The sequence below is a fragment of the Bacillus sp. 7884-1 genome, from assembly GCF_002272245.1.
GTDB lineage: Bacteria > Bacillota > Bacilli > Bacillales > Cytobacillaceae > Neobacillus.
Genome location: NZ_NPDD01000038.1, coordinates 24,304 through 38,407, shown reverse-complemented (window position 1 = coordinate 38,407; position 14,104 = coordinate 24,304). Strand labels below are relative to the sequence as shown.

Below are 14,104 nucleotides of genomic sequence, written 5' to 3'. Positions count from 1 at the left end.
GGTGCTATTAATGTTACTTTTGCTCATTTTGATATCTTTCAAATTCCTTTGCCGTACAACGTACAAAGTGACCTGGAACAACTTCTCTAAGTTCAAACTCGCCATTTGTATCATGTACAGTAGGATCATAGCTGATACGCTTACGAGCGCGCTCATATCTTGGGTCTGGTAGAGGAATCGCTGATAGTAATGATTTTGTGTATGGATGAATAGGATTATTGTATAATTCATCACTTTCAGCTAGTTCAACTAGATTACCCATATACATAACGCCAATACGGTCAGAGATATATTTAACCATTGAAAGGTCATGGGCAATGAACAAGTATGTTAATCCACGTTCTTTTTGGAGCTTCTTAAGCAGATTCACTACCTGTGCCTGAATGGATACATCCAATGCAGAGATAGGTTCATCGGCAATAATAAACTCGGGGTCAACAGCAAGCGCTCTAGCAATACCAATACGCTGTCTTTGACCGCCACTAAATTCATGTGGGAAGCGAGTAGCGTGCTCTTTATTTAAACCAACCGATTCTAATAATTCTTCAACCTTTTGCTTTCGTTCAGCCTCATTCTTTACGAGTTTATGAACGTCAAGACCCTCAGCAATAATATCCAAAACGGTCATACGTGGATTTAATGAAGAAGAAGGATCTTGGAAAATCATTTGCATTTTGCGGTTAAATTTAAGTAGTTCGGATTTATTCTTTTTACCGTGAACATCTTCACCATTAAATTTAACTTCACCGCCAGTTGCATCGTAGAGTCGAATGATGGTTCTGCCGGTTGTAGACTTTCCACAGCCAGACTCCCCAACTAGACCAAAGGTTTCACCTTTAAATACATCAAAGCTAACACCATCCACAGCCTTGATTGTATTCTTTTTACCAACAGCAAAATGTTTTTGTAAATTTTTAACTTCAAGTAACTTTTCTCTTGTCACCTTTTTCCACCGCCCTTAGTACCTGTTTGAGCAAAACCTTGCATCCTGTGCTTAACGGCATCAGGCGGCTCAATTTTAGGCGCATCTGGATGCAGCAGCCAGGTTGCCGCATAATGTGTGTCTGAAACCTTAAACATAGGCGGTTCCATTACAGTATCAATTTCTAAAGCAAATTGATTTCTTGGAGCAAACGCATCTCCTACAGGAGGGGTAAGCATGTTTGGCGGGCTTCCAGGAATAGCAAAAAGCTCTTCATCCGAACTATCCAATGTTGGCATAGAGCCTATCAATCCCCAAGTATACGGGTGCTTAGGATTGTAGAAAATATCATCTACCGTCCCAATTTCTACGATTTTTCCAGCGTACATGACGGCTACACGGTCTGCAACGTTTGCTACAACACCAAGGTCATGCGTGATAAAAATAATCGCACTATCGGTTTTCTGTTGAATACTCTTCATCAACTCTAAGATTTGAGCCTGAATCGTTACGTCAAGAGCAGTAGTTGGCTCATCTGCAATTAAGATTTTCGGATTACATGCTAATGCAATCGCTACCACCACACGTTGACGCATACCGCCAGAGAATTGGTGAGGATATTGATTAATACGTACATCCGGCCTAGGAATACCAACAAGTGTTAAAAGCTCAAGAGCAGTTTTTCTAGCCTCTGTTTTGCTCATATTCTGATGCTTCATCAAACCTTCCATGATTTGATAACCAATTTTCATAGTCGGATTTAGAGACGACATTGGATCTTGGAAAACCATAGAGATGTCTTTTCCGCGAATTTTTTGCATTTCTTTGCTTGTTTTTTTAGCAAGGTCTACTCCCTCGAGGAGGATTTGTCCTTCTTTAATATAACCATGCGGCTCTGGAAGAAGTCTCATAATCGCATTTGAGGTTACTGACTTACCTGAACCAGATTCACCTACGATTGCTAACGTTTCACCTTTATTTAAATCAAAGGTAACACCTCGTACAGCATGCACTTCACCATTGTAGGTGTTAAATGATACTTTTAAATCTTTGACTTCCAATAATTTACTCATTTATTAAACACCTACCTTCTTATTTATGCATTTTCGGATCGAATGCATCTCTCAAACCATCACCAACGATATTAAATGCAATCATAAGAACAGAGATTACAATTGCCGGGAACACGAGCATATATGGATAAAGTCTGAGGTTATCAAACCCAAGGTCAATTAAAGAACCAAGTGAAGCATCTGGAGGAACAATACCTAATCCGATAAAGCTTAAGAATGCTTCAAAAAAGATTGCGCCTGGAACAGAAAACATTGTGTTAATAATGATAATACCACTGATATTTGGAACCAAGTGTTTTCTAATAATAGTACCATTAGATGTTCCTAACGTTCTTGAAGCTAAAACAAACTCTTGATTTTTTAACTTTAATACTTCACCACGGACAATCCGGGACATACCAATCCAGCCTGTTATTGACAACGCAATAACAATCGATATAATACCTGGTTTAAGAACAAGCATCATTAAGAGGATAATGACCAAGTTAGGAATACCAACTAAAATCTCGGCAATTCGCTGCATGATATTATCAACTCTGCCACCATAAAATGCAGAAATCCCACCATAAGAAACTCCAATGGCAAGGTCAAGAAGTGCAGCAACAAAAGCGATAATTAATGAAACCCTTGTCCCTTCCCAAAGCCTTGTCCATTGGTCACGTCCTAAGGCATCACTGCCAAACCAGAAATAGGTGTCTTTCATATCTTTCGCTTCATAAATACGATAGGTAGCTTTCACTTCAGCAGAATTTCTAGTGCCGTCACCTTTATTAATGACTTCAAGATCAATAAACTCTTCTTTATTATCAAATCTTGCATTTGCCTTGGCCGTTGCCTGCTGAACATCTTTACCTTGGAACGTTCCAGATAAAGTACCATTCATACCAAGCCAAGAGACATTCTCCAAAGCCGGTACACGTGGAGGCATTTTTGCCCTGTTTAAATCCTGTTCATCGGAACCATAATTGTTCATCCACGGACCGACAATACTCATGATGATAATAAACAGGATAAGAATCATGCTGAAAACAGCAGGTTTATTATTGAAAAGGGTTCTTTTCGCATCCTGAAAAAACGTTCTGCTGGGAGCTGAAATCTTATCGCTCGTATCCTCTTTACGAACAAGAGGGACAAATAAATCTTTTGGTATATTATTTAGGTTATTTTTATCCATTTTACTTATTTCCCCCCTGCTAGTCTTATCCTAGGATCAATTAATCCGTATAGGAGGTCAATGATTAAGATAATCACAATAAAGCCAAATGCAAATAACAATGTTGTACCCATAATGGTTGGGTAGTCATTTACCATTACAGATGTAACGAATTGCTCACCAATACCAGGAATCGCAAAAATTTGCTCAATAACCATTGAGCCTGTCATCAAACCAACTGCCATTGGACCCAATACTGTAATTAACGGGATAAGTGCATTACGCAATCCATGTTTTAAAATAATTCCAGATTCAGCAACACCTTTAGCACGTGCAGTTATGATGTAATTAGAATGTAACACTTCTACCATTTCTGTTCTTGTAAAACGAGCAGCTGTTGCCATCGGGTGAATGGCCAAAGCAATCGTTGGCAAAATGGTATGTGCAGGTGTGCCCCAAAGAGCAACCGGGAACCAGCCTAATTTTACTGCAAAAACATATTGTAATAATCCTGCAAATACAAACGAAGGTATCGAGGTTCCGATAACCGCAATGATTGTGGATGAAAAGTCAATCGGACTATTTCGGAAGATTGAGGCCATTAATCCAAGGAATATTCCCAAGATAGAGCCTATCACTAATGCCTGAAAACCTAATAGTGCAGATGGCCCGATTCTATCAAACAAGATTGTTGTTACCGGTGTATTATCAAATTTAAAGGATACACCCAAATCACCTTTTACAAGTCCGCCAAGATATTTGGCATACTGAACAGGTATTGGATCATTCAATCCATACTTTTCTAAAATAATTTCTTTTTGTTCTTCAGTCAATTTATCTTCTGCCTGTAACGGGCTCCCCGGCAAGATTTTCATAAGAAAGAACGAGAATGTCGCAATAATAAATAATGTTATTAGCATATACCATACGCGACGAAGTAAATATCGAGTCATTTTTGCACCTCCTAAATTTCTCTTTATTATATGTTATATCTAGTCGATTATAAATTTTTGTTATAATCGGAATATTCAGGTCCAAACAGGAGAAAAGAGAGTCTATGCTTTATCAGCATACACTCCCTTCAATTTTTAATAATAACGTACTATATAATCTTTTTTAATGCTGATTATTCTTCAGCACCAACGCTAGCCCACTTGTATTCGTAAGTTGCTCCAAATTGGTTTGTAAACACACCTTGTACTTTCGGAGATACTAACAATGCGCCAGCTCTTTGATATACAGGAGCAACTGCTGCATCATCAAATAGGATTTTTTCTGCTTTTAAGAAGTTATCAAAACGAGCTTCTGTATCTTGAGCTAAAGTTGTTGCAGTTTCATTGATTAACTTATCATATTCTGGGTTAGAATAGCCCATTTGGTTGTTTCCACCATCAGTTAACCAAAGGTTCATGAAGGTATATGGATCTAGGAAGTCAGGTCCCCATCCAGCAAACTGCATGTCATAATCCATAGCTGTATCTAATTCTAAACGTTGTTCAAATGGTACTTCTTTTAAAGTAATTTTTAAACCAGGAAGGTTAGTTGATAATTGGTTTGCAAGATATTGGTTCATCATTTTAGAAACATCGTTGTCGCCGCCTAGGAATTCGATTTCAACTGTATCAGTTCCTAGTTCAGTTTTAGCTGTTTCCCAGAACTTTTGTGCTTCTTTAACGTCAAATTTCACAAGATCTCCACTAGCTTTGCGGAAGTCTTTACCATCTGGAGTTGGAACGAAATCTTTTGGCACTAAACCGTTAGCAACGATAGAACCGTTGTTTAAGATTTCATCCACTAATGCTTGCTTATCAAATGCTCTAGAGATTGCTTTACGTACGTTTACGTTCTTAAGAGCTGGGTTTTTAGTTTGGTTCATCTTAATATAGAATACAGAGTTATCAGGTTCTACTGTGTAATCATCATGAGTTGAGTAAGTATCAACTAGGTCAGATGATAAACCAGCACGGTCAACTTCACCTTTTTCATATAAATCAACAGCTGTTTGCGCTTCTTTTACTACAACAAAAGTCATTTTTTCTAATTTTACAGTTTTTGTATCCCAGTAAGTATCGTTCTTAACTAATTCCCACTCATTAGCAGTACTAGTCCAAGAAGCGAACTTAAATGGTCCGTTAGATAATAATGTATCAGCGCTAGTTGCAAATGATTCGCCTTTTTCCTCAACAAACTTTTGGTTTAATGGGAAGAAAGTAGGGAAAGTTGTTAAAGATTCAAAATATGGTGTTGGATTTTCAAGTTCAACAACTAGTTTGAAATCGCCATCAGCTTTAACACCTAATTGATCAACAGGAACTTCACCTTTATTGACAGCGTTTGCGTTTTTAATAACGCCGCCCATCATGTAAGGACCGTATTCAGAACCAGTAGCTGGGTCTACTGCACGCTTCCATGCATAAACGAAGTCGTTTGCAGTTAAAGAATCACCATTTGCCCATTTTGCATCTTCACGTAAAGTGAAAGTCCAAGTTTTTCCGTCTGCACTAACTTCGTGCTTAGTCGCAATACCTGGAGCTGGCTTTCCGCTTTCATCAAGTCGGTATAAACCTTCCATAATAGTACCTACGAATTGGATTCCATATTCATCAGTTACCATTGAAGGGTCCATAGAAGGAATCGTGTCACCATTAACAAAGTTTAATACTTGTTCTACCTTAGGCGCATCTTCAGCTGGCTTTTTCTCATCATCAGCTGTTTCCTTGTTGCCTGCGCAAGCCGCTAAAAACATGCTAAGTACTAGGCTTAGGGCTAAAAGCCATGCAAATTTTTTCTTCATAAAAAAATGACCTCCTATTGTTTTATTTTTCTGTAAATTCGCTCTTAAAAAAGAAGCTAAGGAAATCATACTATTTTTTTACTACTCTTGTAAAGACTAAATATATAAAAGAGTCAAAAAATTATTATATCATTATAGATTACATTAACATTACAGTTGATATATCAATACTTTTCCAGTGGATGACTGGAAAAATTTTATTCTAAAATAGGAATGCGCTTTCATTTCTAATAGAAAAAAACAGATAAAGTATACTTTCAAAGCGTATTGGGTTAAAATACCTTTAGTCTTTATTGTATGTCTAAAATAATTTTATAAATGAAAAGGTGAAATGAAAATGTTCAAGAATAAATGGAAGTATTTAGTGATTAATATTTTATTAACCTTTTTATTCTTTCTAATTTTCTCAGCTGACTATAATCTCCTGCACTTTATTAATTCATTATTCTATCTTTGTTTTGTTTACCTGATTATTGTTTTATTTATGTATACCTCAAAAGGAGGCTTTTTTGACGGCGTTACATTTGGGTTTAGAAGATTCAAAAGTATAATGTTTACGCGAAATGGTTATCTCGAAGAATATCTAGATAAACCACTTCCTTCTGAAAACTTTAATGCTTCTATCTATCAAAGTCTTAAATTCCAAGCTATTTCGTTGCTCGTGCTGCTAATCCTTTTACTTTTCTTATACTATGCATTTTAAAATATCCTGCAAGGGAGAATCTATCTATGGAAATTCAAAAAGTTGGACAAATTGCGGTACCTGTTAAGAATCTAGATCAAGCGGTACAGTTTTATAAAGAAAAACTCGGACTTCCTCATTTATTTTCTACAAACGGATTAGCATTCTTCGACTGCCACGGTTTGCGTCTTTTGCTAAGTGTACCTGAAAAAGAGGAATTCGCTTATTCCAGTTCCATTATCTACTTTCAAGTTGAAAATATTCATGCAGCTTATGAAGAATTGTTACGTAAGGAAGTTACATTTATCGACGAACCACACCTTATTGCAAAAATGGGACAAACAGAAACATGGATGGCCTTTTTTAAGGACAGTGAAGATAATACGCATGCTTTAATGAGTGAATTTGAACTATAGTTATTTGCCAAAGAGACCGAAATTAAAATTCGGTCTCTTTTTGTGTGTAGTACTACCTGCCCATCATGTGAAAATAACGATCTAAATTCTCCTGCATACGTTTTTCAACCATTTCTCTATGAATCGCTTCTTCTAATGTGACTTTACGGGGTTTTATGATTATGGTGAAAAAGAGAATATTTAAGGCCATGGGTAATTCCTCCTTCTCAAATTCAATTAGGTAAGTTTGTTATTTATCGTTCTCACCTAGATAACGTTTAAAGGCAATGAAGTGTTGGGGAAATGATGCCAATTTTTTTTAAGAATAATCTTATGGGTGTTCTACAAACTAAACCTAAAAGGTTTGAAAGGATACCAACATGAGAAAAAGTCTTGTACTTGTTATTGGAATCATTTTTAGTTTACTTTTCCTGCCTATAGCTCCTGTTCATGCAACTGAAATCCAAGGACAGCATATCCTAATGACGAGAGAGGAATTCAAGGATTGGTTGTCAAACACACAAGTTAACCGAGAAATACGGTTAATCCAACAGCATCATACCTGGTTACCTTCCTATAAGCACTTTAATGGTTCTAATCATTTTCGTATGTTGATGGGTATGGAGAATCATCATAAAAAAACGATGGGCTGGAGTAACATAGCTCAAAACATCACCACCTTTCCAGATGGAAAAGTAGCAGTATCTAGACCCCTTAACGTTATTCCCGAAGGAACAATTGGGCCAAAGGCTAATTCTTTCGGGATTGCCATTGAGCATGTGGGAAACTTCGATATCGGGCAAGATATAATGACGAAGGAGCAGAAAGAAACAATTCTCTACATTAATGCTTTGCTTTGTATAAAGTTTGGGCTCATCCCTTCCATTGACAGTATTACGTATCACCATTGGTGGCATCTAAAAACGAAGGAAAGAGTCTTAGATGCCACAGCGAGTTATAATGTTAAATCCTGTCCTGGTACCGGTTTTTTTGGCGGTAATTCCACAAATAGTGCTAAGACTAACTTTTATCCTCTTATATCAGATAAGATTGAAGAAATATTAGAATCCGGACAATAATCATTCTAGTTTGTCCCATCCAAATATGCTCTCCTTCCTCCAAAAACTATTAATTTCCTTGACCTAGGTCAAGGAAATTAATGGCATAATCCCTTAAATTAAAATAGTAAAAACAAAGAGGAAAAGGAGACTACATATTATGAAGAAGTTCGGATTATTATTTTTATTAATGGGTGCCATCCTATTTGGATTGGCGGCTTGTGGAGGAGCAGATGAAGAAGCAGCTCCTAAAGAAAAGGCAGAAACCGTTGATGCGGTAGCATCTGCAGGAGATGTAGAAGAATTCACAATCACTGCAACGAACTGGGATTTCTCTTCAGATAAAGAATTGACTATCAAAAAAGGAACCAAGGTTAAAATTAATTTAGTAAACGAAGAAGGAATGCATACTATTAGTAATGAAGACTTAGGAATTGACCTCAAAGCTGACACTCCTGCTGAATTTACTACAGAAACAACAGGGGAATATGAATTAATGTGTTCTACTATATGTGGTGCTACCGAAGACCATGAAGGAATGAAAATTTCACTAAAAATTATAGATTAATATAAAAAGTCCTGATTTTCAGGGCTTTTTTTGTTTTTCTACTATTCTATGTCTAATAAATTCACTACCTAAATTATTCAACAATACTTTACAAGAAAACAAGTTAATGAGTATAATCATTCTTAGAGTCTCAATTTTCTGTAGATAGATAATATTCAGAATTAAATTTAATTTAGGGGGAAAACGAATGAAGGTCAAACATTGGTTATTGCTATTAACATTTGGATTGTTGCTAAGTGTACTAGCCGCATGTTCCGGAAATGAATCGAAGGAACCAGCAGGTTCTGATGCTAAAGAAGAGGAAAAGGGAGAAAAAGTACTTAACTTTTTAAACCCAGAAGCCATTCCTTCGATGGACCCATCTTTAGCTACAGATGAATCTTCCTTTATCTACTTAGCTGCAACATTGGAAGGTCTTTACCGTTTAGATGAAAAAACACAGCCATCTCCAGGGATTGCTACCAAGCATGAAGTTAGTAAAGATGGTCTGACTTGGACCTTTACGTTACGTGAGGATGCAAAATGGTCAAATGGCGATCCCGTAACAGCCCATGATTTTGTGTATGCATGGCAGCGAGCAGTTGACCCAGCAACTGGATCTGAATATGGTCCGTATATGATGAATGGCGTAATCAAAAAGGCAACTGCTGTAAGCAAAGGTGAAGCAGCTGTTGATCAGCTAGGTGTTAAAGCTGATGGCGATTATACACTCGTAGTTGAATTAGAAAACCCAACACCATACTTTGAAACTTTAACAACTTTTGGAACATTCTTCCCTTTAAACAAAAAGTTTGTAGAGGAAAAAGGCGATAAATTCGCAACTAGCTCTGAAAACTTATTAGCAAATGGACCATACACTATTACCAATTGGTCTAGTACAAGTGATACTTGGGAACTTGTGAAGAATAAAGATTATTGGGATGCAAAAACTGTAAAAATGGATAAACTGACATACAAAGTTGTAAAGGATCCACAAACTGCTCTAAATTTATATGAAGAGGGCACAGTTGACCGAATGGATTTAACATCAGATTTAGTCGACCAATATTCTACAAATGATGATTATTTGGTTTCAGCTGATACATTTGTCTACTTCCTGAAGTTTAACCAAACAACATCAGATGCTTTAGCAAATAAGAATATCCGTACTGCACTTAGCAGAGCATTTGACAAAGAAAGCTTAGTAAACGAAATCCTAAACAACGGATCAATCGTTGCAAATGGACTTGTTCCAACTGACTTTACTCCAATGCCTGAAACAGGTGAGGATTTCCGTAAGGTAAGCGGCGACCTTGTTACGTATGACCTTGAAGCAGCGAAAGAATTCTGGGCAAAAGGATTAGCAGAGTTAGGTACAGATTCAGTGGAGCTTGAGTTCTTAGCTGATGATGACAAGACAACAAAATTATTAGTTGAATATGTTGCAAACCAGCTTTCAACAAATCTTGAAGGATTAAAAGTGAACATTAAACAAGTACCAAAAAAACAGCGTCTTGATTTAGATACTGCTATGGATTATGAGCTGCAGCTTTCCAGATGGGGCCCTGACTTCCTTGATCCATTTACATTCATGAACTTATGGGTTACGGATGGCGGAAACAATATGACTGGATATTCTAGCGCAGAATATGACAGATTAGTTTCTGAAACAGCCACAAAATTTGCTACAGATAATGAAGCACGTTATAAGAACTTCTTAGAGGCAGAAAAAGTACTATTTGAAGATGCGGCAATTGCTCCTGTTTACCAAGCTTCTCGTGCACAATTGATTTCTCCAAGAGTTCAAGGTGTGTTCGTGAACCCATTTGGTGCAACATACGAATATAAATGGGCAGATGTAGGCGAAGAGTAAAATATTTATAGTAAAAGGGAGAAATGCCAATTTGGTATTTCTCCCTTTTTTTATTTATGAATGAACTGACTATCATACATATTGAAGTAAAATCCTTTTTTCTGTAAAAGCTCTTGATGTGTTCCTGACTCAATGATTTCTCCTTGATGTATGACGAAAATACGATCAGCATTTTCGATGGTTTTTAGGCGGTGAGCAATGATAAAACTGGTTCGCCCTTTCGTTAACTGATTGATTCCCTTTTGAATTTCGATTTCGGTTGTTGTATCAATACTTGACGTCGCTTCATCAAGGATTAATACATCTGAATCGGCTAAAATCGCCCTGGCGATAGCTAGTAATTGACGCTGCCCCTGACTTAAATTATATCCACCAGACGTAATAGGGGTATGATAGCCTTCAGGCAAATGTTTAATGTATTGATGTGCAGATGCCATTTTTGCTGCAGCAATGACTTCCTCATCTGTTGCCTCTAAACGGCCATATCGAATATTTTCCATAATACTTCCTGAAAACAAGAATGTATCTTGAAGCACAACTCCGACTTTTTTCCGCAGCCCGCTTATTTGATAATCACGAATATCCCGGCCATCCAGTTTAATCACGCCAACGGTCACATCATAAAACCTCATCAATAAATTAATAATCGTTGTCTTCCCTGATCCTGTTGGACCAACAAGAGCAATCTTTTCACCCGATTTGACGCGAAAATCAATATTCTTCAAAATAGGAACGTCTTGCTCATAACCAAAATGGACATGAGAAAACTCAACCTCGCCTTTAAATGAATCTACAACGATTGCATTCTCCTTATCTACTAAATCCGGCGTCTCATCCATGATTTCAAATACACGCTCCGCACCAGCTATCGCTGATTGGAACATGTTTAATAGATTAGAAAGCTGAGCGATCGGTCTAAAGAATTGACGAGAGTAGGTCACAAAGGCAGCAATAATTCCAACAGAAGCTAATTCCTGTACCGTCATGATGGCCCCAATCGCAATAATCAAAAAAAGTCCTAAATTATTTATAAAGTTATTAACAGGTCCGAGATACCCAGATACCGTATCCGCATCTATAGCGGATTGACGCAGACGTTCATTCACTACTGAAAATTGCTGATTCATTTTCCCTTCTTTTCCAAATAGCGTTATCACTTCGTTACCCGAGATTGTTTCTTCAATAAATCCGTTTAATTCACCCAAATCCCGCTGCCTTTTAATAAAATGACTGCTGCTGTAGGTAATTAACTTTTTAGTGGTAAAAATGATTAATGGAATAACTAATAGTGCCACAATGGCCAGCACCCAATTAAGGGAAAACATTGCAATCGCCACACCTATAAGCATCAAAATCGATGAGAAGATTTGTATGATACTTTGACTTAGGGCACTGTTCAAACTATCTATATCATTCGTTACCCTGCTCATTAAATCTCCATGTGTTCGTTTATCGAAAAATCGTAATGATAAGGTTTGAAACTTATTAAATAAATCCTGCCGCAAATTCCGTATCGTTTGTATCGATACCCGAACCATCATAAAAGATTGCAGCCAGGTAAACAATGCAGTCGCGCTATAGGCTGCTGTAAGGAAAACCAAAAACCTTAGCGTTCCAGCAATATCCTTTGGAATAATATATTCATCAATAATAACACCAATCATATATGGCCCCAAAAGACCCAATAAAGTTGAAACAATGACAAATATAATTGATGCTATTAGCGCTGTTTTTTGCTTCTCCATATACAGCCAAATCCGTTTTATCGTTCCCTTCCAATCCTTTGCCTTTACAACCGGTCCGCTTAACCCTCTCGGACCACGGACTTTATTCATAAAATTGGGATTGTGTTGTGAAGCTGATTTACTCATCTATATTCAACCTCCAATCCACTTTGTGAAGTATATATATCACAATAAGCTTTACTATTTTTCAGTAATTCATCGTGTGTACCTTGGGCTTCAATTTCCCCATCCTTCATCACAAGGATTTGGTCCGCATCCCTAATGGAGGAAATTTTTGATGAAATAATAAACACCGTTGTATCGGAGTGAGCTTGTTTTAATACCTGTTGTATCGCTGCTTCTGACAAAGCATCAATGGCAGAAGTAGAATCATCGAGAATCAGAATACTACCATCGCGAATAAAGGCACGCGCCATCGCTAACCGCTGTCTTTGACCTCCTGACAGATTTGTTGCTCCTTGCATAAGAGAATGTTCAAATTTATCATCAAACCTATCGATAAATTCACTGGCAACCGCTGCTTGGGCCGCTTGATTTAAGTCAGTAATGGTTGCTTCTTCTTTTCCAAATCGTAAATTGTCCTCAATGGTGCCTGAAAATAAAGTCGGCTTTTGTGGAACAAACCCGATTGCTGTACGGAGTTTCTCTAGAGGCAAATCCTTTACATTAGCCCCATCAATAAGAATGGCGCCGGAATCAGGATCATAAAGACGAGGAATCAGTTTAACTAGGGTTGATTTCCCGCTCCCCGTTGAACCAATAATCCCAATGGTTTGACCAGCACTTGCTTTAAATGAAATGTTTTGAAGGACATAGTTCCCATTTTTACTATAGCTGAAGTTCACATTCCTAAATTCAACTTCTCCACTTAGTTTAGAGACCGAAATCGGTTGATCAGGTTCCTTGATATCAATTTCTGTTTCAAGAACCTGATTAATTCGCTCGGCGGAGGAAAAAGAACGAGCAATCTGCATTAACACATGACTGCTGCTCATTAATCCATTCATCATAATGTTTAAGTAGTTAATAAACGCTAAAATAACCCCAACCTGGAGGGTACCTTCATGTACCTTTATTACCCCCATCCAGAGACCAGCAATGATTCCTAGATTAACAATGAACATCATAATCGGCATCAGGGTTAAAATGAGCTGTTCAGCGGTTATATTTCGTTTCATTAATAAATCATTGACACTTTTAAAATGGTACTTTTCATAATCTTGGCGGTCAAATGCCTTGATTACTCGAATACCCGCTAACATTTCTTGAAGCTTCGTATTCACCTGATCCATGGCTTTTTGTACGTTCAAGAAAAGCTTCCCTGACTTTACTGAAAAGAAATAGATACAAGCCATCAGAATAGGTATGGATACAAGCAGCACTGGAAATAATTCTCGGGCAGTAATCCAAACGATGACAACCGATCCGATAAACAACAAAGGCCCTCGTATAAACATACGTAATGTCATAATAACTGCCTGTTTTAGTGTCTCCACATCACTTGTCGCTATGGTAATTAGTTTGCCAGTACCGAATGAATCTGTATTTTGATTTGAAAATTTCCCCATTTTTTTAAATACATCACGGCGAATATCAGTAGCAAAATGAACAGCGGATTTTGCAGCATAAATAGAACTCCCGACCCCGCCAATTAGCCCGATAAACGCACTAAGCAGCATTAGAAGACCAAGTTTTATAACATAAGCATTATCTTGATTGGCAATGCCCGTATCAATCATCTTCTGCATAATCGTTGGCTGCAGCAGATCCATCAGCACTTCTATACACATTAGAAGTGGTCCTAAAATGGCAAAAAACATGTATGGTCCAATATAGTGTAGTAATTTTTTCATGGCTTTCAT

The 14,104-nt window shown here is 37.4% G+C and carries 13 protein-coding genes; 5 read left to right on the top strand and 8 right to left on the bottom strand.

Features of this window, described 5'->3' with window-relative positions; translation table 11 throughout:
* Nucleotides 1-13: 13 nt before the first annotated feature.
* The 5 genes from CHI06_RS05530 to CHI06_RS05510 all read right to left on the bottom strand — a co-directional run bounded on the left by CHI06_RS05530 (nucleotide 14) and on the right by CHI06_RS05510 (nucleotide 5,942).
* Complete coding sequence (locus CHI06_RS05530; protein ID WP_095247427.1) at nucleotides 14-943, bottom strand: ABC transporter ATP-binding protein; 930 nt, start codon at nucleotides 941-943, stop codon at nucleotides 14-16.
* Nucleotides 940-1,995, bottom strand: coding sequence for an ABC transporter ATP-binding protein (locus CHI06_RS05525; RefSeq protein WP_095247426.1), 1,056 nt, complete (start codon nucleotides 1,993-1,995; stop codon nucleotides 940-942). The genes CHI06_RS05530 and CHI06_RS05525 overlap by 4 nt, the downstream gene beginning before the upstream one ends.
* A 19-nt stretch (nucleotides 1,996-2,014) precedes the next feature.
* Nucleotides 2,015-3,169 carry an oligopeptide ABC transporter permease gene (gene opp3C / locus CHI06_RS05520; protein ID WP_095247425.1) on the bottom strand — a complete coding sequence of 385 codons (1,155 nt, stop codon included), beginning with the start codon at nucleotides 3,167-3,169 and terminating at the stop codon, nucleotides 2,015-2,017.
* A 5-nt stretch (nucleotides 3,170-3,174) separates the two neighbouring features.
* Complete coding sequence (opp3b, locus tag CHI06_RS05515; protein ID WP_095247424.1) at nucleotides 3,175-4,101, bottom strand: oligopeptide ABC transporter permease; 927 nt, start codon at nucleotides 4,099-4,101, stop codon at nucleotides 3,175-3,177.
* A gap of 173 nt (nucleotides 4,102-4,274) precedes the next feature.
* Complete coding sequence (locus CHI06_RS05510) at nucleotides 4,275-5,942, bottom strand: peptide ABC transporter substrate-binding protein (protein WP_095247423.1); 1,668 nt, start codon at nucleotides 5,940-5,942, stop codon at nucleotides 4,275-4,277.
* A 337-nt stretch (nucleotides 5,943-6,279) separates the two neighbouring features.
* On the opposite strand from CHI06_RS05510, the gene CHI06_RS05505 reads away from it, so the two are divergent.
* On the top strand, nucleotides 6,280-6,645 hold the full coding sequence (locus tag CHI06_RS05505) for a DUF3899 domain-containing protein (protein WP_095247422.1): 366 nt from the start codon (nucleotides 6,280-6,282) through the stop codon (nucleotides 6,643-6,645).
* A gap of 26 nt (nucleotides 6,646-6,671) precedes the next feature.
* Nucleotides 6,672-7,040: a VOC family protein gene (locus tag CHI06_RS05500; protein ID WP_095247421.1), complete on the top strand. Its 369-nt coding sequence runs from the start codon at nucleotides 6,672-6,674 to the stop codon at nucleotides 7,038-7,040.
* Nucleotides 7,041-7,092: 52 nt separating this feature from the next.
* Here the strand turns inward: CHI06_RS05500 and CHI06_RS05495 are convergent, their stop codons facing one another.
* The gene (locus CHI06_RS05495) at nucleotides 7,093-7,230 is read right to left on the bottom strand and encodes a YrzI family small protein (protein WP_095247420.1); all 138 of its coding nucleotides are present in this window, start codon (nucleotides 7,228-7,230) and stop codon (nucleotides 7,093-7,095) included.
* Between the two features lie 169 nt (nucleotides 7,231-7,399).
* Between CHI06_RS05495 and CHI06_RS05490 the strand changes: the two genes are divergently transcribed.
* The 3 genes from CHI06_RS05490 to CHI06_RS05480 all read left to right on the top strand — a co-directional run bounded on the left by CHI06_RS05490 (nucleotide 7,400) and on the right by CHI06_RS05480 (nucleotide 10,497).
* Nucleotides 7,400-8,098, top strand: a complete 699-nt coding sequence (locus tag CHI06_RS05490; protein ID WP_095247419.1) for a peptidoglycan recognition protein family protein — start codon at nucleotides 7,400-7,402, stop codon at nucleotides 8,096-8,098.
* Between the two features lie 139 nt (nucleotides 8,099-8,237).
* Complete coding sequence (locus tag CHI06_RS05485) at nucleotides 8,238-8,645, top strand: cupredoxin domain-containing protein (RefSeq protein WP_095247418.1); 408 nt, start codon at nucleotides 8,238-8,240, stop codon at nucleotides 8,643-8,645.
* A gap of 187 nt (nucleotides 8,646-8,832) precedes the next feature.
* Entirely contained in the window at nucleotides 8,833-10,497 is a 1,665-nt protein-coding gene (locus CHI06_RS05480) for a peptide ABC transporter substrate-binding protein (RefSeq protein ID WP_095247417.1), read from the top strand.
* A 50-nt stretch (nucleotides 10,498-10,547) separates the two neighbouring features.
* On the opposite strand, the gene CHI06_RS05475 is transcribed toward CHI06_RS05480, so the two are convergent.
* Entirely contained in the window at nucleotides 10,548-12,368 is a 1,821-nt protein-coding gene (locus CHI06_RS05475; protein ID WP_373558135.1) for an ABC transporter ATP-binding protein, read from the bottom strand.
* Nucleotides 12,365-14,104 (bottom strand): ABC transporter ATP-binding protein, encoded by a 1,740-nt coding sequence (locus tag CHI06_RS05470; RefSeq protein ID WP_095247416.1) that lies wholly within the window; start codon nucleotides 14,102-14,104, stop codon nucleotides 12,365-12,367. Before CHI06_RS05470 ends, CHI06_RS05475 begins: the two co-directional genes overlap by 4 nt.

Excerpts from the sequence above, each read along its gene's own strand:
- CHI06_RS05525 (WP_095247426.1), bottom strand. The coding sequence starts at position 1,995 with ATGAGTAAATTATTGGAAGTCAAAGATTTAAAAGTATCATTTAACACC.
- opp3C (WP_095247425.1), bottom strand. The coding sequence starts at position 3,169 with ATGGATAAAAATAACCTAAATAATATACCAAAAGATTTATTTGTCCCT.
- opp3b (WP_095247424.1), bottom strand. The coding sequence starts at position 4,101 with ATGACTCGATATTTACTTCGTCGCGTATGGTATATGCTAATAACATTA.
- CHI06_RS05510 (WP_095247423.1), bottom strand. The coding sequence starts at position 5,942 with ATGAAGAAAAAATTTGCATGGCTTTTAGCCCTAAGCCTAGTACTTAGC.
- CHI06_RS05505 (WP_095247422.1), top strand. The coding sequence starts at position 6,280 with ATGTTCAAGAATAAATGGAAGTATTTAGTGATTAATATTTTATTAACC.
- CHI06_RS05500 (WP_095247421.1), top strand. The coding sequence starts at position 6,672 with ATGGAAATTCAAAAAGTTGGACAAATTGCGGTACCTGTTAAGAATCTA.
- CHI06_RS05495 (WP_095247420.1), bottom strand. The coding sequence starts at position 7,230 with ATGGCCTTAAATATTCTCTTTTTCACCATAATCATAAAACCCCGTAAA.
- CHI06_RS05490 (WP_095247419.1), top strand. The coding sequence starts at position 7,400 with ATGAGAAAAAGTCTTGTACTTGTTATTGGAATCATTTTTAGTTTACTT.
- CHI06_RS05485 (WP_095247418.1), top strand. The coding sequence starts at position 8,238 with ATGAAGAAGTTCGGATTATTATTTTTATTAATGGGTGCCATCCTATTT.
- CHI06_RS05480 (WP_095247417.1), top strand. The coding sequence starts at position 8,833 with ATGAAGGTCAAACATTGGTTATTGCTATTAACATTTGGATTGTTGCTA.
- CHI06_RS05475 (WP_373558135.1), bottom strand. The coding sequence starts at position 12,368 with ATGAGTAAATCAGCTTCACAACACAATCCCAATTTTATGAATAAAGTC.
- CHI06_RS05470 (WP_095247416.1), bottom strand. The coding sequence starts at position 14,104 with ATGAAAGCCATGAAAAAATTACTACACTATATTGGACCATACATGTTT.